The sequence below is a fragment of the Microbulbifer sp. S227A genome (genome assembly GCF_049800935.1).
In genome coordinates, this window is sequence record NZ_JBNAFZ010000001.1 from 688649 (window position 1) to 713336 (window position 24688).

General features: G+C 63.1%; 25 protein-coding genes and 1 tRNA gene. 7 read left to right on the forward strand and 19 right to left on the reverse strand.

Going from position 1 to position 24688, the window contains the following annotated elements:
• Window position 1 precedes the first annotated feature (1 nt).
• The 7 genes from ACP15R_RS03350 to ACP15R_RS03380 all read right to left on the reverse strand — a co-directional run bounded on the left by ACP15R_RS03350 (window position 2) and on the right by ACP15R_RS03380 (window position 4406).
• The gene (locus ACP15R_RS03350) at window positions 2–634 is read right to left on the reverse strand and encodes an ATP-dependent Clp protease proteolytic subunit (protein WP_424984959.1); all 633 of its coding nucleotides are present in this window, start codon (window positions 632–634) and stop codon (window positions 2–4) included.
• 139 nt (window positions 635–773) lie between these two features.
• Window positions 774–1808, reverse strand: a complete 1035-nt coding sequence (locus tag ACP15R_RS03355) for a hypothetical protein (protein WP_424984960.1) — start codon at window positions 1806–1808, stop codon at window positions 774–776.
• 102 nt (window positions 1809–1910) lie between these two features.
• Entirely contained in the window at window positions 1911–2501 is a 591-nt protein-coding gene (locus ACP15R_RS03360) for a ferric reductase-like transmembrane domain-containing protein (RefSeq protein ID WP_424984961.1), read from the reverse strand.
• Between the two features lie 5 nt (window positions 2502–2506).
• Complete coding sequence (locus ACP15R_RS03365; protein ID WP_424984962.1) at window positions 2507–2986, reverse strand: hypothetical protein; 480 nt, start codon at window positions 2984–2986, stop codon at window positions 2507–2509.
• A gap of 185 nt (window positions 2987–3171) precedes the next feature.
• A tRNA-Leu gene (locus tag ACP15R_RS03370) sits at window positions 3172–3257 on the reverse strand.
• A gap of 69 nt (window positions 3258–3326) precedes the next feature.
• On the reverse strand, window positions 3327–3887 hold the full coding sequence (locus ACP15R_RS03375; RefSeq protein WP_424984963.1) for a tetratricopeptide repeat protein: 561 nt from the start codon (window positions 3885–3887) through the stop codon (window positions 3327–3329).
• 30 nt (window positions 3888–3917) lie between these two features.
• Complete coding sequence (locus ACP15R_RS03380) at window positions 3918–4406, reverse strand: Lrp/AsnC family transcriptional regulator (RefSeq protein ID WP_424984964.1); 489 nt, start codon at window positions 4404–4406, stop codon at window positions 3918–3920.
• 105 nt (window positions 4407–4511) lie between these two features.
• On the opposite strand from ACP15R_RS03380, the gene putA reads away from it, so the two are divergent.
• Together putA and ACP15R_RS03390 are read left to right on the forward strand one after the other, a co-directional pair.
• Complete coding sequence (gene putA, locus ACP15R_RS03385) at window positions 4512–7919, forward strand: bifunctional proline dehydrogenase/L-glutamate gamma-semialdehyde dehydrogenase PutA (protein ID WP_424984965.1); 3408 nt, start codon at window positions 4512–4514, stop codon at window positions 7917–7919.
• A 129-nt stretch (window positions 7920–8048) separates the two neighbouring features.
• On the forward strand, window positions 8049–8792 hold the full coding sequence (locus tag ACP15R_RS03390; protein WP_424984966.1) for a rhomboid family intramembrane serine protease: 744 nt from the start codon (window positions 8049–8051) through the stop codon (window positions 8790–8792).
• A gap of 82 nt (window positions 8793–8874) precedes the next feature.
• On the opposite strand, the gene ACP15R_RS03395 is transcribed toward ACP15R_RS03390, so the two are convergent.
• Window positions 8875–9660 (reverse strand): inositol monophosphatase family protein, encoded by a 786-nt coding sequence (locus ACP15R_RS03395; RefSeq protein WP_424984967.1) that lies wholly within the window; start codon window positions 9658–9660, stop codon window positions 8875–8877.
• A 153-nt stretch (window positions 9661–9813) separates the two neighbouring features.
• Here ACP15R_RS03395 and ACP15R_RS03400 point away from each other — a divergent pair, with 153 nt between their 5' ends.
• Window positions 9814–10854: an NADP-dependent oxidoreductase gene (locus ACP15R_RS03400; protein WP_424984968.1), complete on the forward strand. Its 1041-nt coding sequence runs from the start codon at window positions 9814–9816 to the stop codon at window positions 10852–10854.
• Window positions 10855–10907: 53 nt separating this feature from the next.
• On the opposite strand, the gene ACP15R_RS03405 is transcribed toward ACP15R_RS03400, so the two are convergent.
• Entirely contained in the window at window positions 10908–11726 is an 819-nt protein-coding gene (locus ACP15R_RS03405; protein ID WP_424984969.1) for a DUF6473 family protein, read from the reverse strand.
• Window positions 11727–11887: 161 nt separating this feature from the next.
• Here ACP15R_RS03405 and ACP15R_RS03410 point away from each other — a divergent pair, with 161 nt between their 5' ends.
• Window positions 11888–12763 carry a 3-hydroxybutyryl-CoA dehydrogenase gene (locus ACP15R_RS03410; RefSeq protein WP_424984970.1) on the forward strand — a complete coding sequence of 292 codons (876 nt, stop codon included), beginning with the start codon at window positions 11888–11890 and terminating at the stop codon, window positions 12761–12763.
• Between the two features lie 128 nt (window positions 12764–12891).
• On the opposite strand, the gene ACP15R_RS03415 is transcribed toward ACP15R_RS03410, so the two are convergent.
• The 7 genes from ACP15R_RS03415 to ACP15R_RS03445 are packed head-to-tail and all read right to left on the reverse strand — an operon-like array spanning window position 12892 to window position 18267.
• Window positions 12892–13782, reverse strand: a complete 891-nt coding sequence (locus ACP15R_RS03415; RefSeq protein WP_424984971.1) for a lysophospholipid acyltransferase family protein — start codon at window positions 13780–13782, stop codon at window positions 12892–12894.
• A gap of 34 nt (window positions 13783–13816) precedes the next feature.
• A complete protein-coding gene (locus tag ACP15R_RS03420; protein ID WP_424984972.1) occupies window positions 13817–14086 on the reverse strand; it encodes an HPr family phosphocarrier protein in 270 nt (89 codons plus the stop codon).
• Window positions 14087–14101: 15 nt separating this feature from the next.
• The gene (locus ACP15R_RS03425; protein ID WP_424984973.1) at window positions 14102–14494 is read right to left on the reverse strand and encodes a PTS sugar transporter subunit IIA; all 393 of its coding nucleotides are present in this window, start codon (window positions 14492–14494) and stop codon (window positions 14102–14104) included.
• A gap of 26 nt (window positions 14495–14520) precedes the next feature.
• Window positions 14521–15387 carry an RNase adapter RapZ gene (gene rapZ, locus ACP15R_RS03430; protein ID WP_424984974.1) on the reverse strand — a complete coding sequence of 289 codons (867 nt, stop codon included), beginning with the start codon at window positions 15385–15387 and terminating at the stop codon, window positions 14521–14523.
• Window positions 15384–15812, reverse strand: a complete 429-nt coding sequence (locus ACP15R_RS03435; protein ID WP_424984975.1) for an HPr kinase/phosphorylase — start codon at window positions 15810–15812, stop codon at window positions 15384–15386. Before ACP15R_RS03435 ends, rapZ begins: the two co-directional genes overlap by 4 nt.
• 4 nt (window positions 15813–15816) lie before the next feature.
• Window positions 15817–17532, reverse strand: coding sequence for a sensor histidine kinase (locus ACP15R_RS03440; protein ID WP_424984976.1), 1716 nt, complete (start codon window positions 17530–17532; stop codon window positions 15817–15819).
• Between the two features lie 33 nt (window positions 17533–17565).
• Window positions 17566–18267, reverse strand: a complete 702-nt coding sequence (locus ACP15R_RS03445) for a response regulator transcription factor (RefSeq protein WP_424984977.1) — start codon at window positions 18265–18267, stop codon at window positions 17566–17568.
• Window positions 18268–18607: 340 nt separating this feature from the next.
• Between ACP15R_RS03445 and ACP15R_RS03450 the strand changes: the two genes are divergently transcribed.
• On the forward strand, window positions 18608–20206 hold the full coding sequence (locus ACP15R_RS03450) for a phosphoenolpyruvate carboxykinase (protein WP_424984978.1): 1599 nt from the start codon (window positions 18608–18610) through the stop codon (window positions 20204–20206).
• 166 nt (window positions 20207–20372) lie between these two features.
• On the opposite strand, the gene ACP15R_RS03455 is transcribed toward ACP15R_RS03450, so the two are convergent.
• Together ACP15R_RS03455 and ACP15R_RS03460 are read right to left on the reverse strand one after the other, a co-directional pair.
• Entirely contained in the window at window positions 20373–20759 is a 387-nt protein-coding gene (locus ACP15R_RS03455) for a nuclear transport factor 2 family protein (protein ID WP_424984979.1), read from the reverse strand.
• Between the two features lie 85 nt (window positions 20760–20844).
• Window positions 20845–21633, reverse strand: a complete 789-nt coding sequence (locus ACP15R_RS03460) for a sulfite exporter TauE/SafE family protein (RefSeq protein WP_424984980.1) — start codon at window positions 21631–21633, stop codon at window positions 20845–20847.
• A 123-nt stretch (window positions 21634–21756) separates the two neighbouring features.
• Here ACP15R_RS03460 and ACP15R_RS03465 point away from each other — a divergent pair, with 123 nt between their 5' ends.
• Together ACP15R_RS03465 and ACP15R_RS03470 are read left to right on the forward strand one after the other, a co-directional pair.
• Window positions 21757–23457, forward strand: a complete 1701-nt coding sequence (locus tag ACP15R_RS03465) for an acyl-CoA dehydrogenase family protein (RefSeq protein WP_424984981.1) — start codon at window positions 21757–21759, stop codon at window positions 23455–23457.
• A 262-nt stretch (window positions 23458–23719) separates the two neighbouring features.
• The gene (locus ACP15R_RS03470) at window positions 23720–23935 is read left to right on the forward strand and encodes a hypothetical protein (RefSeq protein ID WP_424984982.1); all 216 of its coding nucleotides are present in this window, start codon (window positions 23720–23722) and stop codon (window positions 23933–23935) included.
• Window positions 23936–23943: 8 nt separating this feature from the next.
• On the opposite strand, the gene recO is transcribed toward ACP15R_RS03470, so the two are convergent.
• Entirely contained in the window at window positions 23944–24687 is a 744-nt protein-coding gene (recO, locus tag ACP15R_RS03475; RefSeq protein WP_424984983.1) for a DNA repair protein RecO, read from the reverse strand.
• Window position 24688: the final 1 nt, after the last annotated feature.

Genomic DNA, 24688 nt, shown 5'->3' on the forward strand with positions numbered 1-24688 from the left:
CTCAGGCTTCCTTGTCTTCGCCCTTGTCGCGGCTGGCCACGATCTCGTCGATATGGCCCCATTCCTTCGCCTCTTCGGGCGACATGAAATTGTCGCGATCAAGCGCCTTTTCAACGGCCTTCTTGGTCTGGCCGGTATGCTTGACATAGATGTCATACAGCCGGTCCTTGAGCTTCTGCGTCTCGGCCGCGTGAATCATGATGTCGCTGGCCTGACCCTGGTAGCCACCGCTGGGCTGGTGCACCATGATCCGGCTGTTGGGCAGGCTGAACCGCATGCCCGGCTCGCCCCCGGCCAGCAGGACCGACCCCATCGATGCCGCCTGGCCGATGCAGAGCGTGCTGACCTTGGGTTTGATGTATTGCATCGTATCATAGATCGACAGCCCCGAGGTCACAACGCCGCCGGGCGAGTTGATATAGAGGCTGATTTCCTTGGACGGGTTTTCCGCCTCGAGATGCAGCAGCTGGGCCACGACAAGATGGCTCATGCCATCGTGTATCGGGCCGTTGATGAAGATGATCCGCTCCTTGAGCAGGCGCGAAAAGATGTCATAGGCCCGCTCGCCGCGGCTCGTCTGCTCCACGACCATCGGGACAAGGGTATTCATGTAGGTTTCTGTGGGATCAAACATCTGTGCCTGCCTGCTGCGTTGGATGATCGGGAGGATACCCGACAATGTGTTTGCAGAGTCTTAGTATCGCCATCCGGGGGCTGCAAGGGCAGCCGCCCAATTTGCAGACCGCTCTTGCCGTCCGGTCAAGCGCCGCCGCTCAGATCAGCCGCCAAAAGAACGTGATGCACAAGCCCGTGAACACCACCGGAAAGACAATGCGCGACAACACGTCGATCCGATGCGCCGTGCCCTTGCGCCCCTGCGTGGCAAGGTATCCGGTGGCCAGGCATTGCAGCAACGCCGCAAACACGAACACCGTCGCCACCGCGATATAGCGATCCAGCAGCGTGAAATAGCCAAGCCGCGGTAACAGGTTCGTGGTCGCAAAGATAAAGGCGATCATGGTCAGGACCGCGGTGGCGGACAGACCCAGCTGGGTACCGAATTCCCGCGCGTCGATCCAGAACACCATCCACGACATGATGACGATCAGGGCAATCGGCAGCATGATCTTGTGCACGTAATACCCGCTATACCGCTTGAGCGTAAGGACCATGTCATAGGTGGCATGGGTCTTGCCCGTCGTTTCAAGCGTCTGCGCGCCCACCACCGTTGCATAGTCCAGAACCTGCCAGTCGGAAATGTTCAGAACCGGCGCGATCCCGGAATATTCCGGGTCCGCGACCAGGCTGACCTTGGGCTTGGTCCAGTTCAGCGGAAAGAACCGCAGCGAGATGTCCTGTACGTCAAAGGGAAATGTCCGCAACGAATGATAGCTTGAAAACGTGCCGGCCCCGCGTTGCAGATAGGTAACCTGTCCCCCCTCTTCGACGCTGACGGTTTGCGGCCAGCGCATGAATATCCGCCCGGAATTGCGCAGAAACAGCATGGGATACCAGATATCGGCGAGCGCCAGACGACAGCCCTCCCAATCCGCCAATCGCGGATCGGTCCAGCGCATGCGCAGCGCAATATCCAGCGTTATGGTCTGCTCCACATCGTCGATCCCCCTGAGATCGACCACGTAGGTGCCAACCGTGACCTCGGTGGGGCCATCGGCGGGGCCCGGGCGCACATCCGTCCGGATATTCGGGGGCGCACAGGTGTCCTGCGCCGCGACAGCGGATGCCAGGCCGGACAACAGCAATGCGGTCAACACCATCATCAGGCGGGTCAGGGCGGGCTGGCGCATTGGTGCTCCTCGGGGTAAATGGCCGCTATCTTGTTGTTCCCGAACCATCATTCCCAGATTGCGCGGAATATCCACAGAAATCTCGGCCACTCTGGCGCGCGGCTAGCGCCCGATCCGGCCCAAGCGCGCCGCCCCCACCCGCGCCACCGCCGCCACCACCGCGAGGCACAGCGCCGTCTTGGACACGAGGCCCATCGTCCCCTCGACCAGCATCGCATGCACCACGCTGCACCCTGCGGCGATCAGAACGGCACTGACATGCCCCGACCGCCAAAACGCCGGTCGCATCCGGCGGCGCAGCACGGCAAACAGCGCGGCGGCAAACACCGCCCACATCGCGATCACGCCCCAGTCGGAAAACGGGGTGGGCGACACAAGCAGCAGGGCATCGACGACATCGGGCGGGCTGGTCATCCAGAGCATGGCGACATGGGCCACCACCGCACCAACAAGACCGAACCCGGCCAACCGGTGCCACAGCCGCGCGCGCCTGCCATCCACCCCTGGCAGGAATCGTCCGATCAGAAGCGGCTGAACCAGCAGCAGAACCATCGCCAGAACCCCGGCAAACCCGGCGGCGATGTAAACCGGCTGGCGCCACGCGAGCAGCGGGCTCTGCGCAGCCACGATCATCGGCACGGCAACAATGGCGGCAAAGGCAGACCAGATCGCAACCGCACGCACAGGCGGCATCGCGCTCAGGCGGGCCCCAGGACGAAATCGGCGCTCAGCGTTCTGTCCCTGGCGCTTTTGAGCACCGGCCGCAGAAAGACGGTCGCGAAATCGCCGCTGTCATAGGCTAGATGCCCGTGCGGCTGACCAAAAGCCGGAACGATCTGGGGCATCTCCAGCCGAAACACACCATCGGCATCGGTCAGAGTTGCGCCATGGCTCTGCGGATCACGTTCGTGTCCTTCGGTCGTATGCGCCCAGATCTGGATCCGCTGGCCGGCCAGCGGCGCACCATCATCCGCGCGGCGCACCGTCCCGGTCATCCAGAACCCGCCACCGCCGATGCGCTCCACGATCGGCGCACCGGGCAGATAGTTGTTGGCCCCCCCGCGCATCGAGCGGGTCGGAGCAAGCCCCCGGGCCCGCGCCGGCACGGAAAACCCCGCCACCAGAACAGAAGCGGCGGCGACAAGAATGGTGCGCCGGGTCGGTAAGGCCCCTGTCATGCTGGTCGTCCTCCGCGTCAGTCCAAAGCCAGATCATTTCGCCGGGCAGATGACCCGCCTGATACCAGAATCAGCGCCCGCGCCCCAAGCCTAACAGCTTTCAACCCCGCCGCGAATGGCGGCCACGGCTTCGTGATGGTCAGCGACGCGCCCCCGGACATTGCCGCAAATCGTTATCGGCCGGGTGGTGCGGGCGGTGGGACTCGAACCCACACGGGCATAGGCCCTTCAGATTTTAAGTCTGATATGTCTACCATTCCATCACGCCCGCACGCCGCCTTTGTTACTGCAAGGGATCGGGCACCTCAACGACCCTTGCGCGGGAATATGCGGGTTGCGCTCAGATATCTTCGCCCGGCGGGGCCAACGGGCCGCCCGGCCCCGCGAGCCCGCGTTCGGGCAGCCAGGGATTGAGTGCCAGCGCCCGCGCCATGTCGCGCCGCGCCTCGTCCAGCCGCCGCAGCCCCATCAGCGTCAGCGCCCGCCCCGACAGCGCGGCGATATGGTCGGGGGACAGCTCAAGCGCACGGTCCAGATCGGTGAGCGCCGCAGGGAAATCCTGCCGCAGATAACTCACAAACGCCCTTTGATTATAGCCCTCGGCAAAATGCGGACAATAGGCCACCAACCGATCAAAGGCTTGGTATGCCGCGAGGAAATCATAGGCGGCGCGGCGCTCCATCCCTCGATCCAGCAGATCCTGCGCCGGCTCGTCCGGGGCATCGGCCCAGTATTCCCACATGCGGTTCGAGATCTGGCGCGCTTCGGTCTCTGACCCGGCAGACTGGATCTGCGCCACCAGCCCCGCGAGCGCCACCGAGTGATCCGGTGCCGGGGGGCATCCATCGGCGCGCGCGACGGTCGTCGCGAGGACGGCCAGTATGGTCAACAGGGCACGCATGTCACCATGCTGCCGACTGTCACGCGCGGGTCAAGTCACATTTCCGAGTGGCGCCAGCGATGCGTCCTCCTTGACCGCCTGCATGGCCACATAGGTCGAAGTGCCCGCGACATGGGGCAAGGTCGAGATCTTTTCCGCCAGAACGATGCGATACTCGGTCATCGACCGGGTGCGGATTTTCATCAGGTAGTCGAACTTTCCCGCGATCAGGTGGGCCTGTTCGATCTCGCCGATCCTGGCCACCGCCGCGTTGAACGCCGCCAGCGCCGTCTCGCGGGTGTCATGCAGGCGCACTTCGACAAAGGCCACGTGGTCCAGCCCCAACCGGATGGGATCGATCAGGGCACGGTAACCGGTGATGACCCCGTCGCTCTCAAGCCGCCGCAGGCGGGTCTGGGTCGGTGATTTGCTGAGCCCGATTCGACGGGCGAGGTCGGCGATGCTCAGGCGGCCCTCTTCGGACAGCACCTCGAGAATCTTGCGGTCATACCCGTCAAGGCCCGGCCAGTCGTTTTGCATTGCCAAATACCTCATCTTCGGACGATCCGCCCGGAGTTTTCCCCATTTCGGGCGATCTACCCGGATTTTACCCAGTATATTGCCCTGACAACCCGGAGGCCAGACATGAACGCAACCCAATCTCTTCGTTACCGCATCGATGCGGAAAAATTCGCGGATGAATCCGCGGTCGTCGCCCGTCTTATCAAGGAGGCCGGGTTGACCGATGCGGACCGCAGCGCAATTTGCGCGGCCGGTGCCGATCTCGTACGCAACATCCGCGCCAGCACCGCACCGGGGCTGATGGAGGTGTTTCTCGCCGAGTACGGCCTGTCCACCGACGAAGGGATTGCCCTGATGTGCCTGGCCGAGGCGCTGCTGCGCGTGCCCGATGCCGACACGATCGACGCGCTGATCGAGGACAAGATCGCACCCAGCGACTGGGGCAAGCATCTGGGTCATTCCTCGTCATCGCTGGTCAATGCCTCGACCTGGGCGCTGATGCTGACCGGCAAGGTGCTCGACAATGACCGTCCAAGCCCGGTACGCGCCCTGCGCGGTGCCGTGAAACGCCTGGGCGAGCCGGTGATCCGCACCGCCACAACCCGCGCCATGAAAGAGATGGGCCGCCAGTTCGTTCTGGGCGAAACCATCGACGCGGCGATGAAACGCGCCGCCGGGATGGAGGCCAAGGGCTATACCTACAGCTATGACATGCTGGGCGAAGCCGCCCGCACCGAGGCCGATGCCGCCCGCTATCACCTAAGCTATTCGCGTGCGATCTCGGCGATTGCCGCGGCCTGCAATTCCGATGACATCCGCGAAAACCCGGGCATCTCGGTCAAGCTCTCGGCCCTGCATCCGCGGTACGAGGTGGCACAAGAGGCCCGCGTCATGTCCGATCTCGTGCCGCGCCTGCGCTCGCTGGCATTGCTGGCGAAATCCGCCGGCATGGGGCTGAATGTCGATGCCGAAGAGGCCAACCGCCTTGCCCTGTCGCTCGACGTGATCGACCTCGTGCTCAGCGAACCGGCGCTCGCCGGGTGGGACGGGTTCGGCGTGGTTGTGCAGGCCTATGGCCCGCGCGCCGGGGCGGTGCTCGACACGCTCTATGACATGGCCAACCGCCATGACCGCCGCATCATGGTGCGTCTTGTCAAAGGGGCCTATTGGGATACCGAGGTCAAGCGCGCACAGGTGGATGGGATGGATGCCTTCCCGGTCTTTACCCGCAAGCCGATCACCGATGTGTCCTATATCGCCAATGCGCGCAAACTGCTGAACATGACCGACCGGATCTATCCGCAATTCGCCACGCATAACGCGCATACCGTAGCCTCGATCCTGCACATGGCAACCGACAACAGCGCCTTTGAATTCCAGCGCCTGCATGGAATGGGCGAAACCCTGCACCAGATCGTCAAATCCCAGAACACCACCCGCTGCCGCATCTATGCACCGGTGGGCGCGCATCGCGACCTGCTGGCCTATCTGGTGCGTCGCCTGCTGGAAAACGGTGCCAACAGCTCCTTCGTGAACCAGATCGTCGATGAAAACGTCGCCCCCGAAACCGTGGCCGCCGATCCGTTCGAACAGATCACGAGCGATGTGCCCCCCTTGCAGACCGGCATCGATCTCTACCAGCCCGAGCGCCCGAACTCGCGCGGGTTCGACCTGACCCATGCACCAACGCTGGCGATGATCGACGAGGCACGCGACAGCTTCAGAACCCAGAGCTGGACATCCGGCCCCCTGATCGCCGGCGTCGCCGCCCCCGATGCGGTACAGCCGGTCATCAACCCGGCCAACGGCACGCAAACGGGCACCGTCGCCCCGACCAGCACCGCCGATATCGAGACCGCCCTTGCCGCCGCGCATCCCTGGAGCGCCCCCGCAGCAGACCGCGCCGCGATCCTCAATGCCGCCGCCGATCTCTACGAGGCCAATTACGGCGAGATCTTTGCCCTGCTCGCCCGCGAAGCAGGCAAGACCATGCTCGACGGCGTCGCCGAACTGCGCGAAGCGGTGGATTTCCTGCGCTACTATGCCGCCAATATCCCCGATTCCGCGCCAGCCGGCACCTTTACCTGCATCAGCCCGTGGAATTTCCCGCTGGCGATTTTTACCGGCCAGATCGCGGCGGCGCTGGCAACCGGCAATGCCGTGCTTGCCAAGCCGGCGGAGCAGACACCGCTGATCGCGCATTTCGCCGTTTCGCTGCTGCACCGTGCCGGCGTGCCGGTCTCGGCGCTGCAACTGCTGCCCGGTGGTGGCCTGGTTGGCGCGGCACTCACCTCGGACCCGCGTGTCGATGGCGTGGCCTTTACCGGCTCGACCGCAACCGCGTTGAAAATCCGTGCGGCGATGGCCGACAACCTCGCCCCCGGCGCGCCGCTGATCGCGGAAACCGGCGGCCTGAACGCCATGATCGTCGACAGCACCGCGCTCGCCGAACAGGCCGTTCAATCGATTGTCGAAAGCGCCTTTCAATCCGCCGGCCAACGGTGTTCCGCCCTGCGCTGCCTCTATGTGCAGGAAGACGTGGCCGATGACCTGCTGACCATGCTCAAGGGGGCAATGGACGCCCTGTCGCTGGGCGATCCCTGGCTGCTGTCGACCGACTCGGGGCCGGTCATCGACGAGCTGGCCTTCAAGGGCATCAGCGCCCATATCGACGCCGCGCGCAACGAAGGCCGCGTGATCAAGGAACTGCGCCCGCCCGCAGGTGGCACCTTTGTCGCGCCGACCATGATCTCGATCAACGGCATTGGCGATCTGGAACGCGAGATCTTTGGCCCTGTCCTGCATGTCGTGCGGTTCCGCTCAGGTGATCTGGACAAGGTGATCGCCGATATCAACGCCACCGGCTACGGCCTGACCTTTGGCCTGCACACCCGGATCGACGACCGCGTGCAACATGTCACCGACGCCATCCACGCGGGCAACATCTATGTCAACCGCAACCAGATCGGCGCGATTGTCGGCAGCCAGCCCTTTGGCGGCGAGGGCCTGTCGGGCACCGGCCCAAAGGCAGGCGGACCGAACTACATGCCCCGGTTCTGCACCCCGGACCGGCAACAGGCCGGCTCGGACTGGACGCAACCGGCAGGCAAGTTCGCCGCCCCGGTCAACGGACTGGCACAGCCTGCCGCACGCCTCCTGCCCGGCCCCACCGGCGAGTCCAACCGGCTCAGCATGATGCCGCGCGACCCTCTGCTCTGCATGGGTCCGGGTGCCGAGGCAACCGACGCCCAGGTCCGCGCGGTGCAGGAACTCGGCGGCCAGGCAATCCGCTGTGACGGCCATGTCGATCCCGCCACGCTGACCGGCCAAACCGGGCTCGGCGGCGTGCTGTGGTGGGGCGACGCCGACACCGCGCGCGCCATCGAACAGGCGTTGGCCCGCCGCGACGGCGCGATCATTCCGCTGATCCCTGGCAAACCCGACATCGCCCGGGTCATGGGCGAGCGGCATGTCTGCGTCGACACCACCGCCGCCGGCGGCAATGCGGCCCTGCTGGGCGGCAACGCCTGAAACCCCGACCTGCCGGCCCCCAGCTGACCGGCAGGTCCCCCAACGCCTCTTGACCCCGGCACCATAGCGCACGGCGGCGGGGTCAATCCGCCACTTGACCCCGCCCCGCTTTCAGACCAGCGTCTCGGCATGTTCCCGATCCGCGATCACAACCCGTCCGGGCGAACGCCCTATGTCGTCTACGCCCTCATGGCGGCCAACATCCTGATCTTCCTGGGCTATGCGCGCATCCTGAACGACGACCCCGCGCTCTATGCGCTGTTCGGCGACTGGGCGATGATCCCCGCGGATATCAGCAGCGGCAAGAACTACCACACCCTGTTCAGTTCGATGTTCCTGCACGCGGGCTGGATGCACCTGATCGGCAACATGCTGTTCCTCTGGATCTTCGGCGACAATCTCGAGGACGAGTTGGGGCACTTGAAATTCCTCGCCTTCTACCTTGCCTGCGGCCTCGGCGCGGGCCTTGCGCATGTGGCGGCCGCGCCCATGTCCAACGTCCTGACCGTCGGCGCATCCGGCGCGATCGCCGGTGTCATGGGCGGCTACCTGCTGCTCTTCCCGCGTGCGCGGATCGACGTGCTGATCATCCTGATCATCTTTTTCCGCATCTTCGCGATCCCGGCCTGGATTGTCCTGGCCGCCTGGTTCGGCTTCCAGTTCATCGGCGGGCTCGGAGCCGACCCGCAGGCTGGCGGCGTCGCCTACTGGGCGCATGCCGGCGGCTTCGTGATCGGGTTGGTCCTGATCGTGCCTCTCTGGCTGCGCCTTGGCGGACCCGGCTTCTGGCAGCGGACCCACGGCCAGCCTCCCCACCCCGAAACGCGGTATCGCCTGGCCGAAAGCCGAATCCCGAAAATCCGTCGGAAATAGCGCCACGGCCGGGCCCTGCGCCCGCCCCTTTCATCTTTGCGAAAAATACTCCCGCCGGAGGCTCCCGCCGCCAGCCACGAGCCTAACCGCGAATGACTTTCGCGAAACTGTCGAAAATCGCCTCGTTGGCGCAGATCACCGCCCCGTCGTCAAGGATATGCCCCTGAGGGTCCAACGACTGGATCAGGCCGCCGGCCTCGCGCAGGATAACGATGCCCGCCGCCATGTCCCAGGCATTCAACCGCCGCTCCCAGAACCCGTCATAGCGGCCCGCCGCCACATAGGCCATGTCCAGCGACGCGGCGCCCCAGCGACGCACCCCGGCACAGCCAGGCAACATCCGCGCCAGGTCCTGAAGCGTCTCCGGCAAATCGGAACGGCCCCCAAAGGGCAGTCCGGTGGAAAAGATGCTCTCGATCATCCGGTGCCGTCCCGAGACCCGCAACCGCGTGTCGTTCATCCAGGCACCCGCACCCTTTTCGGCAATGAACATCTCGTCCTTGGCGGCGTCGAAAATCACCCCGGCGACGATATCGCCCTTGTGCTCAAGCGCGATGGACACCGCCCAATGGGGCAGGCCATGCAGAAAATTCGTGGTCCCGTCCAGCGGATCGACGATCCAGCGCCGCGTCGGGTCCTTGCCGTCGATGGCACCGCCCTCTTCGGCCAGCCACCCATAGGTCGGTCGCGCACCCAGCAGCTCTTCCTTGATGATCGCTTCCGCCGCCAGATCGGCCTTGGAGACAAAATCGCCCGCGCCCTTCATCGACACCTGAAGGTTCTCGACCTCGCGAAAATCCTTGACCAGGGACCGGCCCGCCTTGCGCGCGGCCTTGATCATCACGTTGAGATTTGCACTGCCTACCATGTCACGACGCTCCTGTCCGGGTCAAGCCGCGCGTATACGCTGCGCGCGCCGACTTGCCAAGCGATCTCTGGCGGGTGTGACGCTGCGACCGCCCCCTTGTCAAACCCGGCCCGGGGCGGCACCGTGCAGCCAAACCGCAAAAAGGACCCCCCCATGACCGACAAGATGCATCACGTCGCATTGGCCAGCCGCCCCACCGGCGCGCCGACAGCCGAAAACTTCAGCTTTGAAGCCAGGCCAATGCCGGTGCCCGGCGAGGACGAGGTCCTCATCAGGGTTCACTACATTTCACTCGATCCCTATATGCGCGGGCGCATGGATGACGCCAAATCCTATGCGGCCCCGGTGCCGATCGGCGGCACCATGGAAGCTGGTGGCGTCGGCGAGGTCATTGCCTCCAACAGCCCCGCCTTCAAACCCGGCGATTTTGCCTTTGGCATGATGGGCTGGGCCACCCACGCGGTGCAACCTGCCAAGATGCTGCGCAAGCTCGATCCGGCACAGGGGCCGATCACCGCGGCGCTCGGGGTGCTGGGCATGCCGGGCTTTACCGGCTGGCACGGGCTGACCGAATACGGACGGCCCCAGCAGGGCGAAACGCTGGTTGTTGCGGCGGCCACCGGGCCGGTCGGGTCGATGGTCGGGCAGGTCGCGAAATCCATGGGCCTGCGCACGGTTGGAATCGCCGGCGGTACCGACAAGTGCAAGCTGGCCACCGACACGTTCGGCTTTGACGCCTGTCTCGACCACCGTACCTATGAGACCGCGGCAGACATGCGCGCGGCGCTGACCGACGCCTGCCCGGACGGGATCGACATCTATTTCGAGAATGTCGGCGGCAAGGTGCTCGAGGCGGTGCTGCCCCTGATGAACAATCACGGGCGAATTCCGATCTGCGGCATGATCGCCTGGTACAATGCCGGCGGCCTTGGCGCGGGGGCCGCGGATCAGGGGCTGTCCGGCCCGGCGATCTGGCGCAACATTCTTGTCAAGTTCCTGTCCGTCAACGGCTTTATCATCTCCAACCACTGGGATCGCTACCCCACCTTCCTCGCCGAGGTCGGCCCCAGGGTTGCCGCCGGTGAAATCGCCTTTCTCGAGGACATCGCCGAGGGGCTTGAAAACGCGCCCGAGGCTTTCATGGGCCTCTTGCAGGGCAAGAATATCGGCAAGCAGATCGTCAAGATCGCCTGAGCCCGGCCTCCAATGACACGCACCCGGCCCGCCGCACCCGGTGGGCCGGGTTTTCAGAGCGCCGCCCTCAGGCACGACACCACCTGGCCCGCGATCTTTTCATGCGCCCGCGGCCCCAGCGACATTTCCGCAATTGGGGCCTGCAACGGGCCAAAGAACATGCCGTCAAGATCACTCGCGCGACCGGCGGGCGTGACGGCGATCTCGATCACGCCGCCGGAATGACCGGCCAGTTCATCCAGCATCGAACCGGTGATCATCAGGGGATCCCCCCCCAGCATCGACCCCGGGTCCGGCGGCGCATGGCGCAGCCACAGCAACCGTGTCTGTGATCCCAGCCGGTCCAGCAGCAACCGCATCCGCGCCAGCCATGCCCTCTGGATTTCCTGCCGCACGGCGCGAAACCGGTTGGCGGACCGGTCGTGAAGGCTGCTCAGCATGTGCTTGTTGAAATGGAACTCGGTAAAATCCACTTCGGGATAGATCGCGCGCAGCGTGGCAGAGGCCGACAGGAACCGGTCATTGCGGCGCGGATGCACCCGGTAAAGCGCATTCGACATGTTCTGTGCTCCGCTGACCTGCACCACCGCCATCCGTGCCCCGGCGGCAATCTCGATCACGTCCGGATCGTTCAGCAGGGCATCAACCCCCGCATTGGCGCAGCCCAGGTTGACGCAGGTCATGCCGATCTCGGCCTCGGCCAGGGCCACGAAAGGATGCGTGACAAAGCTGCCATATGTGTCGCTGCTGCCCAGAAAGGCGATGTAAGGGTCTCGCAGCGATCTGCGAGGTCCCCGGACCAGCAACCGCGACGTTCCGTATCGACACGGGATGTCGGCAAGCGCACGCGCGCCTGATACCTCATAGCTCATAATACCCACCAATTTTCTATTCACCCGAGTCCCGTTCTCGGGCGAATAAGTTGCGATTCCGCTAACCTGCAAATTTGACGCAAACTGAATTGACCGCAGCCCCTTGTCCCTGACCATCGGGCACCGATATGGTCGGGCGATATCAGGCGGAAGGCAGGCATATGACAATCAGGTCAATCGGCGTAATCGGGGCGGGGCAGATGGGCAACGGCATTGCCCATGTGATGGCATTGGCCGGCTATGACGTGGTACTGACCGATGTCAGCCAAGACGCGCTGGACGCCGCGATTGCCGGGATCGACGGCAATATGGGCCGGCAGGTCGGACGCGGCAAGATTGCCGAAGCCGACATGCAGGCGGCGATGAAACGCATCGAAACCACGCTGGCGCTGCCGGATGTCGGGGCGACGGACCTGGTTATCGAGGCCGCGACCGAGCGGGAAAGCGTCAAGCAGGCGATTTTCGAGGATCTGCAACCGCATCTGAAACCGGAAACCATCCTGACCTCGAACACCTCGTCGATCTCGATCACCCGCCTGGCCAGCCGCACCGACCGGCCCGAACGGTTCATGGGGTTCCATTTCATGAACCCGGTGCCGGTGATGCAGCTTGTGGAACTGATCCGTGGTATTGCCACCGATCAACCCACCTACGAGGCCTGCCTTGGTGTTGTCGAGCGGCTTGGCAAAACCGCCGCCAGCGCCGAGGATTTCCCCGGTTTCATCGTCAACCGCATCCTGATGCCGATGATCAACGAGGCGGTCTATACGCTGTATGAGGGCGTCGGGAACGTCAAATCCATCGACGAGTCGATGAAGCTGGGCGCCAATCACCCGATGGGGCCGCTGGAGCTGGCGGATTTCATCGGGCTGGACACCTGTCTTGCGATCATGAACGTGCTGCATGACGGGCTGGCCGATACCAAGTACCGCCCCTGCCCGCTGCTGACCAAATATGTCGAAGCCGGCTGGTTGGGCCGCAAGGCCCAGCGTGGTTTCTATGACTATCGCGGCGAGGTGCCGGTGCCGACCCGGTGACGGGCGTCAGGCCGCGTCATGATGCCCCCTCAGCGGGCAATGTCGTGATGCCCGCTCAACGGGCAATGTCATGATGCCCCCCTCAGCGGGCAATGCCGCGCAGGTGGCCGACCGCATGTGACGCGCGGTCAGCGCTTGCCGAGATCGAGCGTGTGCTGGCGCAGCCAGGCCATGAAGCCGCGCGGGTCCTTTTCCAGCAGTTCCATGTCCTTGTCGCTGATCGGTTCGCCGACCACCGGGGCCTGTGGCTTGTTGCAGGAGCGCACGATCTCGTGCAGCAGCAGCCCCTGGCGCAGTACCGGTGAAATCTGGCAGGCAATCTGATACGCCCGCGAGTTGCGACCGGGAAAGAACAACGGCACCACCCTGGCCCCCGAACGGCGGATCATCTTGGCGGTGAACACGTTCCACTCGCGCTCGATCGCATCGCCGAACCAACTGTCCGAGGACATCACCACGCCTGACGGGAACAGGGCCACGACACCGCCATTCTTGAGATGGTCCATCGCGGCGGCGCGCATCTCGACCATCTTTTTCTGGGCGTCCGGATCATGCGGGAACGGCACCGGGATCATGAACGAGGTCGCGGCCTCGTCCAGCCCGGTCAGGACGGTCCGCGTGAGAATGCGGTAATCCTGCCGCACCCGCCCGATCAGGTCGGCAAAGATCATGCCGTCAACCATCCCGTGCGGGTGGTTCGCGACAACGACGACCGGGCCTTCCTTGGGGATATTGGCCAGCTGCTCTTGCGGGGTCTGAAGGTCGATCCCCATGACGTTCAGCGCCCCGCGCCAGAATTTCTGACCGCGGTACTTTTCGTTGGATTTCTCGAATGTGCTGACCATGCGCAAGATGGTGATCTTGCCGGTGAACCACTCGATCGCCTTGATCGCGAAAGACGTCCAGGGATCATCAAAGGAATTGGCATAGGTCAGCGTGCGGCGATCATACACCTCGCCCTGGGACGGTTCCGCCTCGGGGAGCGCGGTATTGCGCGTTTCATGTGTGGAGTCCGCCAATTCGCTTATCCCGTTTCCTGTCCGTCGGGCGGCGTCAGAACCCCTCGCCAAACTTGTCTGCAACCAGTGTTTCCAACGCATCCGCAAGTGCCTCAGCATCGGGACCGCTGGTCTGAACGTCAATAGTCTTTCCCTTGGACGCTGCCAACATCAAAAGACCCATGATACTGTCGCCCGAAGCCGACAGACCGTCGCAAGAGACCTCTGCACGTGCGTCAAAGCCCTCGACCACCTCAACCAGCTTGGCCGAGGCGCGGGCATGCAGCCCCTTTTCGTTGACGATCTTGAATTTTCGGTCAGTCATCTTGGTATGGGGCTTTCACTCGGTGCTTATATTCTTGGCGTAGATATACTTCTTGCCCGCGTCGATAGCGATGCGGACGGCATCCGCAACCGGTTCATCGCGATGTTTCGCCAATTGGACCAAAAGTGGCAAATTGATGCCGAACACGATGCGGCGGTTATCGGGCCGCACCGCCTTGAGGGCGAGATTGCAGGGCGAGCCGCCATGCAGGTCGACAACCACGACGACGCCATCGCCGGTATCGACATCATTGGCGGCGTCGCAGATTTCCTGCTCGACCGCCCCCCGGTCATGAGCGGCCTCGATCCCGATGGCGCGGATACCGGCAGGCTTGCCGATGATATGTTCGGTCGCGGCAAGAAACTCGCTTGCCAGCCCCCCATGCGCCACGATCACAATTCCGATCAACTCGGCCTCTCGCTCCTGTTGCGACGTTAGCGTTCGCGGTGCCTAATTGACACCTGCTGTCCGTCATCCGCAAGGGCTTTGGCCAAGGTTTCCGCAAGGAAAACCGACCGGTGTTGTCCTCCGGTACATCCAAAGGCGATCGAAAGGTGCGATTTGCCCTCGTCCTCATAAGCCGGGAGCAGCAGGCGCGTGAGGTCAAGCACCCGCTCAAAGAACGGCGCAAACCGGGCATCGGCGCGAATGTGATCGCCGACTTCGCGGTCGCGGCCATCCAGGGCGCGCAGCGCCTTGTTCCAGTAGGGGTTCGACAGAAATCGGCAATCGAACACCATATCGACCCCGCGCGGCACCCCGCGCTTGTAGGAAAACGACTGGACCGAAACCGCCAGCCGGTGGCTGCCCGCCGCCGCAAACCAGCGTTCGATCTCGGCGCGCAGCTGGTGGACATTGAACTCGGACGTATCGACCAGGATATCCGCGAGTTCACGAATGGGGGCCATCAGGTCGAGATCGCGTTCGATGCCGATTTCCGGGCTTTCCGCCGGGGCCAGCGGATGCCGGCGCCGGGTCTCGGAAAAGCGGCGCAGCAGAACATCCCGATCGCAATCAAGGTAAAGTACGGTAAGAACCGCATCCGCCTGCCCGCCCAGCTGATCGATCAGTTCGAGCAGCGCCGCAGTGGAAAAATCGCGATTGCGGGTGTCCACCCCAAGCGCCAGCGGCCGGTCCGGCGCGGGCCCTTCGAGGAGCCGGGGCAACAGGTGCAGCGGCAGGTTGTCGATGGATTCAAAACCCAGGTCCTCGAGCACGTGGATCGCGGTGGACCGGCCCGCCCCCGAGGGGCCAGTCACTAGGACAACAGATGTCGGAGGGGTTTTAACGGTGTCAGTCATGGGCCGTATCGTCCCGATCTCAGGTATTGCATCAAGGCCGGCGCGAAATGCGGGCCATCAACCCGGCGCAGCAGCGTGACGGAATGTCCGAGAAGTTCAATCGTCCGGGCCACGGGCAATCGTTCGGTTTCCGTCTCGTTCATATCCACCACCATCGCGACCGTCACCGGGTCGGCCGCGTCGCAGGTCAATATGCCAACGCCGCGCGCCTCGATCAGCCCGCGTATGGTGTCGGGTGCCGAGGCCGTGACCCTATCGCCGGCCCTGTTTATCAGGACACGGTCATCGGCAACCAAAATGGCCCCAAAGGCGATCATCGACAAGGCGAGGGACGATTTGCCGCTGCCGGACGCCCCGGTGATCAGGCATCCCCGCCCGGCCACGGCGACACTGCTGGCATGCAGGATGCGGGTTCGGTCGGGCATCGCGTCAGACCGGCAGGCCCACGACAAAGCGCGCACCCAGCGGGGCCGAGGTGATGTCGGCTTCGGTCGGGCGGATGTTCTCGGCCCAGATCACCCCGCCATGGGCCTCGACGATCTGTTTGGAGATCGCCAGCCCAAGGCCGGAATTGTTGCCGAAATGCTCTTGCGGGCGTTGCGAATAGAACCGTTTGAACACCTTGGTAAGCGAGTCATCGGGAATGCCCGGCCCGGTATCCTCGACCACCACCAGCACGCGGTTTTCCCGTTTGCGTGCCCAGACCCGGATCGCATCGCCATCCTCGCAAAAGGAAATGGCGTTAGTGATGAGGTTGACAAAGACCTGCGCCAGCCGCGCTTCCAGCCCCTGGATCAGAACCGGCTCCTCCGGCAGGTCGGTGATATAGTCGATATTCTTGCCCTTGGCGTCCTCGCCCAGGAACTGGTTCAGGTTCTCCATCAGCTTGACCAGATCAAAGGTCTCTTCGTCTTCCTTGACCAGTTCAGCATCCAGCCGCGAGGCATTGGAAATGTCGCTCACCAACCGGTCGAGCCGGCGCACGTCATGCTCGATAACTCCCAACAGCTTTTCCCGCTGATCCTCGCGCGTGACCATGCGCAGCGTACCGACCGCGGATTGCAGGCTGGCCAGCGGGTTCTTGATTTCATGCGCCACGTCGGCAGCGAACTGTTCGTTGCCCTCGATCCGGTTATAGAGCGCGCCCACCATGCCCCGCAGCGCGCGCGACAGGCGGCCGATCTCGTCCGGGCGGCCGCTCAGGTCGGGAATGCGGATCCGCCCCAGCTTGCTGTTGCGGGCATTGCGATCCCGGCCCAGCTCGGCGGCTTCGGCCAGTTCCGCCAGCGGATTGGCGATGGTCGAGGCCAGCACCAGGCTCAGCCCGACCGACACCAGCGTCGCAACCACGAACATCTGCAACACCCGCTCGCGCTCGCCCCGCACCAGCGCGTCGATCTCGCCCGAGGGGCTGGCCATGCCGACCGTGCCGACCACGCTTTCGCCCCGCATGATCGGGGTGATCGCCGAAATCACCGTCGCGCCGAACAGGTCCTGACCGGAATCCACACGGGTCTGCCCATCCTCGGTTTTCGGGATCATGCCGCGCAGCTGACCCTCGACCGAGCCGCGAATCTCTTCGTCCTTGTCGCTGGCAAACGGGCCGTTCACCAGCTTCCACAGCGCGGTCAGCCCGTCGCTGATATAGGTCGGCCCGGTATCCTTGGGCGCCAACGCGGTCAGCGCGGCGCTCTGGTTGACTCCCTCGGTGCGCCCGACAAGGACCTGCTCATCGTCAAAGACATAAACCTCGATCCCGTTGCGCAGGCTCAGGTCGTCCAGAATGGTCTTGACCCGCTCGCGTTCGGCAGCCAGCGAGACCGGCCCGGTTTCGGGCAATTGCGCCTCGAACACGTTGGCCACCAACTCTGCGTCGCCAACCAGCGCCCCGGCCCGCTGCAACACCAGATTGTCGCGCGTTCCGTTGAGATACAGAATACCAGCCACGAGGATGTTCAGCGCGATCAGGTTGAACATCACGATCTTGCGAGTCAGCGGCGAACTGCGCAGCGATAGAACTCCCCGTCCCGTTCGCCGCGCGCGCACGCCGTCCTCGCCCACGGCACCGTCGGGCGAGACCCAGTCATCGCCCAGCACGACATCGCCGCTGCGTCGTCTCATGTTGGAAGAGTCGGTCTTGCGCACGAGCGTCCTTTCCGCACGGCCCAGGCGGGACGCCTATTCCTCGTTATAGCGATAGCCGATGCCATACAGCGTCTCGATGGCGGCGAAATCGCTGTCGGCTGTCCGCATTTTCTTGCGCAGCCGCTTGATATGGCTGTCGATGGTCCGGTCGTCGACATAGACCTGGTCGTCATAGGCCACGTCCATGAGCTGATCCCGGCTCTTGACGAAACCCGGACGCTGCGCCAGCGCCTGCAGCAAGAGGAATTCCGTTACCGTCAGCGATACGTCCTTGCCCTTCCAGCTGACCGAGTGGCGCAGCGGATCCATGCTCAGGTTGCCCCGCTCCATCACCTTGGTCTCGGGGCCGGTGCCATCCGTGTCGCGGTCAACCGCCTCCTGCCGACGCAGCAGGGACCGGATCCGTTCAACCAGAAGCCGCTGGGAAAACGGCTTCTTGACGTAATCATCCGCCCCCATCCGCAATCCGAGAACCTCGTCGATCTCGTCATCCTTGGAAGTCAGAAAGATCACCGGCATCTGGGTCTTCTGGCGAATCCGCTGCAACAGTTCCATGCCGTCCATGCGCGGCATCTTGATGTCCAGCACCGCGAGATCGGGCATCTTCTTGTTGAAGGCCTCAAGCGCGGCCAGACCGTCATTATAGGTCTCCACGTCGAACCCTTCTGCCTCGAGCGTCATCGAAACCGACGTCAGGATATTCCTGTCGTCATCCACCAATGCGATCTTTGACATTAGCACTGCCCCTCTTTTTTACCCACGCGCCATAGGTTTAGCCAACTCTTCCCGACTTTGGAAATCCGAATCAATCCAAAACCGAGAATCGCACCCCCTCAAACAACCGATCCGTGCAGAAATCTGGTGGGAATGACTGAATTGTCGCACTTTTCAGATCACTGTCCGGGCGTTCCATGGTATGGTTGCGCTAAACGTCGCCTTGGTGGCGCTAACTCGGGAAAGCGGCCTGTTCACCGCGTCTTACCGCATGTTAAAGGCAGCCCACATGGTGCCCGAACGTCGCCGTCGGTTGTGCGGTCATTGTCGAGACGGGCGCCGAAACAGGAGATACGACCTAATGACATCTGGACGGGTAAACCCGAATTTTCGCCTGGAAGATCAGGGCATCGAAGGGGTTGAGAACGTACACTACAACCTTCTGGAACCCGCGCTCATCGAGAACGCGCTGCGTCTCGGCGAAGGCGCGTTGGGTCAGGGCGGTTCGTTCATGGTCGAAACCGGCAAGTTCACCGGCCGCTCGCCCAAGGACAAGCACGTGGTCATGTCCGACACCACGCGTGACACGATCTGGTGGGACAACAACGCCGCGATGGAGCCGGACGCCTTTGACCGCCTCTATGACGACATGATCGAACACATGAAGGGGCGCGAATATTTCGTCCAGGACATGTATGCGGGTGCCGACCCGATCTATCGCGAGAATGTCCGCCTGGTGACCGAACTGGCCTGGCACGGGCTGTTCATCCGCCACATGTTCCGCCGCCCCGACCGCGAGGATCTCGACAGCTTCGTGGCCGATTACACGGTGATCAATTGCCCCAGCTTCAAGGCCGACCCCGAGCGCCACGGCTGCCGCAGCGAAACCGTGATCGCGATGAATTTCGACCGCAAGCTGATCCTCGTGGGCAGCACCGAATATGCCGGCGAGAACAAGAAATCGATCTTCTCGCTGCTGAACTACCTTCTGCCCGAGAAAGGCGTGATGCCGATGCACTGCTCGGCCAACCACGCGGTCGGCAACGCGGTCGACTCGGCGATCTTCTTTGGCCTCTCGGGCACCGGCAAGACCACGCTGTCGGCCGATCCCGACCGCACCCTCCTGGGCGATGACGAACATGGCTGGTCCGATCGCGGCATCTTCAACTTCGAAGGCGGCTGCTATGCCAAGACCATCAACCTGAGCGCCGAGGCCGAGCCGGAAATCTATGCCACGACCTCCAAGTTCGGCACCGTCATCGAGAACATGGTCTATGATCCGGACACCCGCGAATTGGACTTCAAGGATGACAGCCTGACCGCGAACATGCGCTGCGCCTATCCGCTCAACTACATCTCGAACGCCTCGCCCACCGCGATTGCCGGGCACCCCAAGAACATCATCATGCTGACCTGTGATGCCTTTGGCGTGCTGCCCCCGATCGCGCGGCTGACCCCGGCGCAGGCGATGTATCACTTCCTGTCGGGCTTTACCTCCAAGATGGCCGGCACCGAGCGCGGCATCACCGAGGCCCAGCCGACCTTCTCGACCTGCTTTGGCGCACCGTTCATGCCGCGCCGTCCCGAGGTCTATGGCAATCTGCTGCGTGACAAGATCGCCCAGCACGGCGCGACCTGCTGGCTGGTCAATACCGGCTGGACCGGCGGCGCCTATGGCGTTGGCAGCCGGATGCCGATCAAGGCCACCCGCGCCCTGCTGACCGCGGCGCTGGACGGCTCACTCAGCGAGGTCGAATTCCGCAAGGACCCGAATTTCGGCTTTGACGTGCCGGTTGACGTGCCGGGCGTGCCCGAAGTCCTGCTCGACCCGCGCCGCACCTGGAATGACACCGCCGGCTATGACAAGCAGGCCGCCAAACTGGTCGAAATGTTCTCGAACAATTTCGAACAATACCTGCCCTATATCGACGAAGACGTAAAAGCCGCCGCAATCGGCTGATCCCGATCTTGTTTTGTCTCAAACCGCCCCGATATTCGGGGCGGTTTTTTGTTGGCGCTTTGCTATCCCAACAACCTGCCATGCGCGATTGAGCAACATATTCAAACTTCGCTGATGCGCCAGACAAACGCCCAGCCGCTACGCTGCGATCGTTTCAGGGATCGCCCTAGGCGTATTTGTCTCCAACATCTTCCCGGACCGGATGCGTATCATAAAAAATGGACATCGAGGCAAAGCGGCCATCTGCTCCAAACCGAAAATAGTCGACTCCTTGAAAAACGATCTTGTCGCCAGTTTTCAGCGTCCAATCATATTCGAAATGGGCCGCGGCACTGTCACCATTTTCGCCCAAAAGAACATCAAACACTGTAAGTTTGTTTGCGGTCGAAGCCTCGTTCAGCCGTCCGAAGAATTCAGAAGCGTTCAGTTTTCCCAGGAATGGAGAATTCACATAGGCCTCGTTCTCAAAAAGACCAACGATCCCGTCGATGTCTGATGCGGTCAAGAGTTCAAAATACTGACGGATTTGTGCGATTTGAGCAGCGCGATTCATTGTTGAATTCCTGTTTCGACGCCGCCGACAATGGCGACGGACGTTCGTTGTGTTGCATGGTTCGGGCCTTATAATCTATCGCGCTCTACCCCATCACCCCGCGCCGCACCAGGTTCAGGCCTGCGACCAGCAGCACCGCGAGGGTCACTTTGCGGAAGGTTTTCTGGTCGATCCGGTCTTGCAGGCGGCCACCGACCCACATGCCGAGCATCGCAGGGACAACGAGGGCGATGGAGAGCGGCAGAGTTGAGACCCGCAGGACGCCGGAGCTGATATGTGCGCCGAGGAGCGCGAGCGCGCCGAGGCCGTAGATCACCCCCTGCACCCGCATCTGTTCCGTCTTTGGCGTGTTCAGCGCCGTCAGATAGGCCACCGTTGGCGGTCCCCAGATGCCGGACAGCCCGCCGATGAACCCCGCCACGGCCCCGATCAGCGCCTCGATCCACTTGCTGGGTTCGCGCAGGGAAAAGCCGACCCCGGCGAGTTGGATCAGCGAGAAAAACGACACCGGGATGCCGATCATCAGGAAAAACGTCGCGTCAGAAACGCTGCGCACCAATTGCGCGCTGCCCACCAGGAAAAAGAACCCGACGCCCAGAAACACGGCGTACCGCCGCACCGAGGCCAGCGCCGCGCGCGGCCCATGGCGCAGCGCCTGGATGCTGTTGGTGGCGACGGTCGGCAGGATCAGCCCGGCCAGAACCAGTTCCGGGGGCAGGAACATCCCGAGCCCCGCCACGATGATCATCGGCAGCGCGAATCCGACCATGCCCTTGACGATCCCCGCAAGCGCGGTGATGGCAAAGGCAAGCACAAGGGCACCGGGGCCAAGCAGGGCAAAGAGCGAGTCCATGCCTGCTTGTATCACCCTCATTCGGCGCTGCACCGCCAAAATGACACGCAACATTCGAAGGGATTGCGGCATAATCGCGCATTTTTGTTGCGCTGCACCTGCGAAATGATTACCACCATGCGGAACCAACAGGAAGAGTGACTCATGGCACACGACGGACAGGATCAGACGATGACACATCATGAGAACGGGGCGGTGATTCTGCCCGATCTGCTGAAACTCACCGCCGCCGCGCTGCCCGCGGTTCAAGGTTATCTGGACAAGGCCCGCGACAGCGTGCGGACCCGCGTCATCGATGGCGATCGCGTTTCGGGGGCGCTGATCGAGGCCAACCAGACCGCGGCGCATGGCCTGGCCTGGCTGGCCACCTATGCGCAGGCGCTGCAACAGATGCAGGCCTGGGCCGAGCGGCTGCAATCGGATGGCAAGTTCGGCGAAATCGAACACCTGATCCACCAGATCGCCTTTGGCGAATACCTGCACCAGATCGCCGGCGGCATCCCGATGAACCAGGGCGAAATCCTGCGTTTGCAAGAACTTGGCCTGGGCTGGGACGCGCTCTCGGGGTTCCAGTGCGCCGAGGTGCAGGCCCTGATGAGCGGCGGCAACACCCAGGCGGCACGCACGCAGCTTGTGGACCTGATGCAGGAGCAGGCGGGCAACATCATGTTCGGCGCATCCGGTCTCGACGAAGAGCTCGAAATGATCCGCGAGCAGTTCCGCCGCTATGCCGTGGACAAGGTGGAACCCAATGCGCATGACTGGCACCTCAACGATGAATTGATCCCGATCGAGATCATCGAAGAGCTTGCCGAGATGGGTGTGTTCGGCCTGACCATCCCCGAGGAACATGGCGGGTTCGGCCTGTCCAAGGCCTCGATGTGTGTCGTGTCCGAAGAGCTGTCGCGTGGTTATATCGGTGTCGGCAGCCTTGGCACCCGCAGCGAGATCGCCGCCGAGTTGATCATCGCCGGCGGTACGGACGAACAAAAGGCGCATTGGCTGCCCAAGATCGCCAGCGCCGAAATCCTGCCCACCGCCGTATTCACCGAACCCAATACCGGTTCGGACCTCGGCAGCCTACGGACCCGCGCGGTCAGGGACGAGAACGGCAATTACCAGGTCACCGGCAACAAGACATGGATCACCCACGCGGCGCGCACCCATGTGATGACGCTGCTGGCGCGCACCAACCCGGACACCACCGACCACCGGGGCCTGTCGATGTTCCTGGCGGAAAAGACGCCGGGCACCGATGCCGACCCGTTCCCGACACCGGGCATGACCGGTGGCGAGATCGAAGTGCTCGGCTATCGCGGCATGAAGGAATACGAGCTTGGTTTTGACGGGTTCGAGGTCAAGGGCGAGAACCTGTTGGGGGGCCAGGAGGGCAAGGGCTTCAAGCAATTGATGGAAACTTTCGAATCCGCCCGCATCCAGACCGCCGCCCGCGCCATTGGCGTCGCGCAATGCGCGCTGGATATCGCGATGCAATACGCCCAGGAACGCAAGCAGTTCGGCAAGTCGCTGATCAGCTTCCCCCGCGTGTCGGGCAAACTGGCGATGATGGCGGTTGAAATCATGATCGCCCGCCAGCTGACCTATTTCTCGGCCTGGGAAAAGGACCACGGGCATCGCTGTGATCTCGAGGCCGGGATGGCAAAGCTGCTGGGTGCCCGCGTGGCCTGGGCAGCGGCGGATAACGGGTTGCAGATCCATGGCGGCAATGGCTTTGCGCTGGAATACAAGATTTCGCGCGTGCTCTGCGATGCCCGGATCCTGAACATCTTTGAGGGTGCCGCCGAGATCCAGGCACAGGTCATTGCCCGGCGCATCCTGAGCTGACCCGGCACCAGACAGTGATTCCCGGGCGGCGCGCGGTCACGCGCCCGCCCGCCTCAAACGCCCAATAATTGGGCGAAAATTCAGATTCCCGGCCTGATCCGAGCGCATTCGCGCAAAGAAAATCACATTACTTTTAGTAAAACCTATCCTATCGGATAGGCCCCTATCCCATCGATATCGCAACCTATACGTGGGTCATGATGCGGCGGCTCTCTCAATTTAGTATTCAATTTCCGGTATGTTGTAGGGAGAGCATCGGGGAATGGAAAACTCTCAGGATTTGGGCTGGATCGTTGACGCGTTGATCGACCTGAACACGTATTGCGAGCGTGAAGGGCTGGTCGATATTTCCGAGCATCTGATCATGGCCATTGAATCCATCGCACCAACCGTTCGCAATCTACCCGCAACCATATCGCACCCGGAGATCGCGCCCGAGCACCTCAAGGTTCTCGCGGTTCTTGAACAACGCGGCTAGGGGCCGGCTCAGCGCGAAGCCCTTTGCGCCAGCCCCGTCCGGAGCAGATCGACAAGCCGCGCCCGGGCATTGGGTAACGGCCTGTTGCCGAGGGCGGTGGCGACACGCTCGGTCAAAAAATACCCGGTGGTTCCAAGTGCCTGAACGATTTCATGATCCGGCGCATCCCCTGCGCCGCGCATGACCGGTGGCAGGGGCAGCATCCTGTCGGCCCATTCCCCCGCCCCTGCGCGCGACACGGCACGGCCAGATCTCGGCGAGACATAGACCAGGTCCTCGGTCACGCCGGTAGCGGCACATCGGCTCAGGTCAAGCGCGAAGCCAAGCTCTTCCAGCAGCGCCAGTTCCCATTTCAGATAGGCCAGCGGCCAGATCTCGTCCTGTCCCAACAGGTCTAGCAACTGTTCGCTGCGCAGGTAGAGCCGCCCGTGCGGTTCGCGCTCGGGCAGGCAGAAGGCGAGCAAGGCCGTCACCGCGTTCAACCCGGCCAGCGCCATCCGGCCCGACATGGCAGCGGCGGCGCGGCTGCGCACCGGTTCCACCTGATAACTGCCGATATGATCCTCAAGCCGCGCCCGCCAGAGCAGGTCAAGCTGCGCGCCGGGTTGCAACACCGGTGCGATCTTGCGGCCCGCGCCCCCCCGGACAAGCCCGGCGTGGCGGCCATGTTCCTGCGTGAACACATCGATGATTGCGGCGGATTCGCCGTGCCGCCGCAGGGTCAGAAGGATGCCGTGATCGCGCCATTCCATA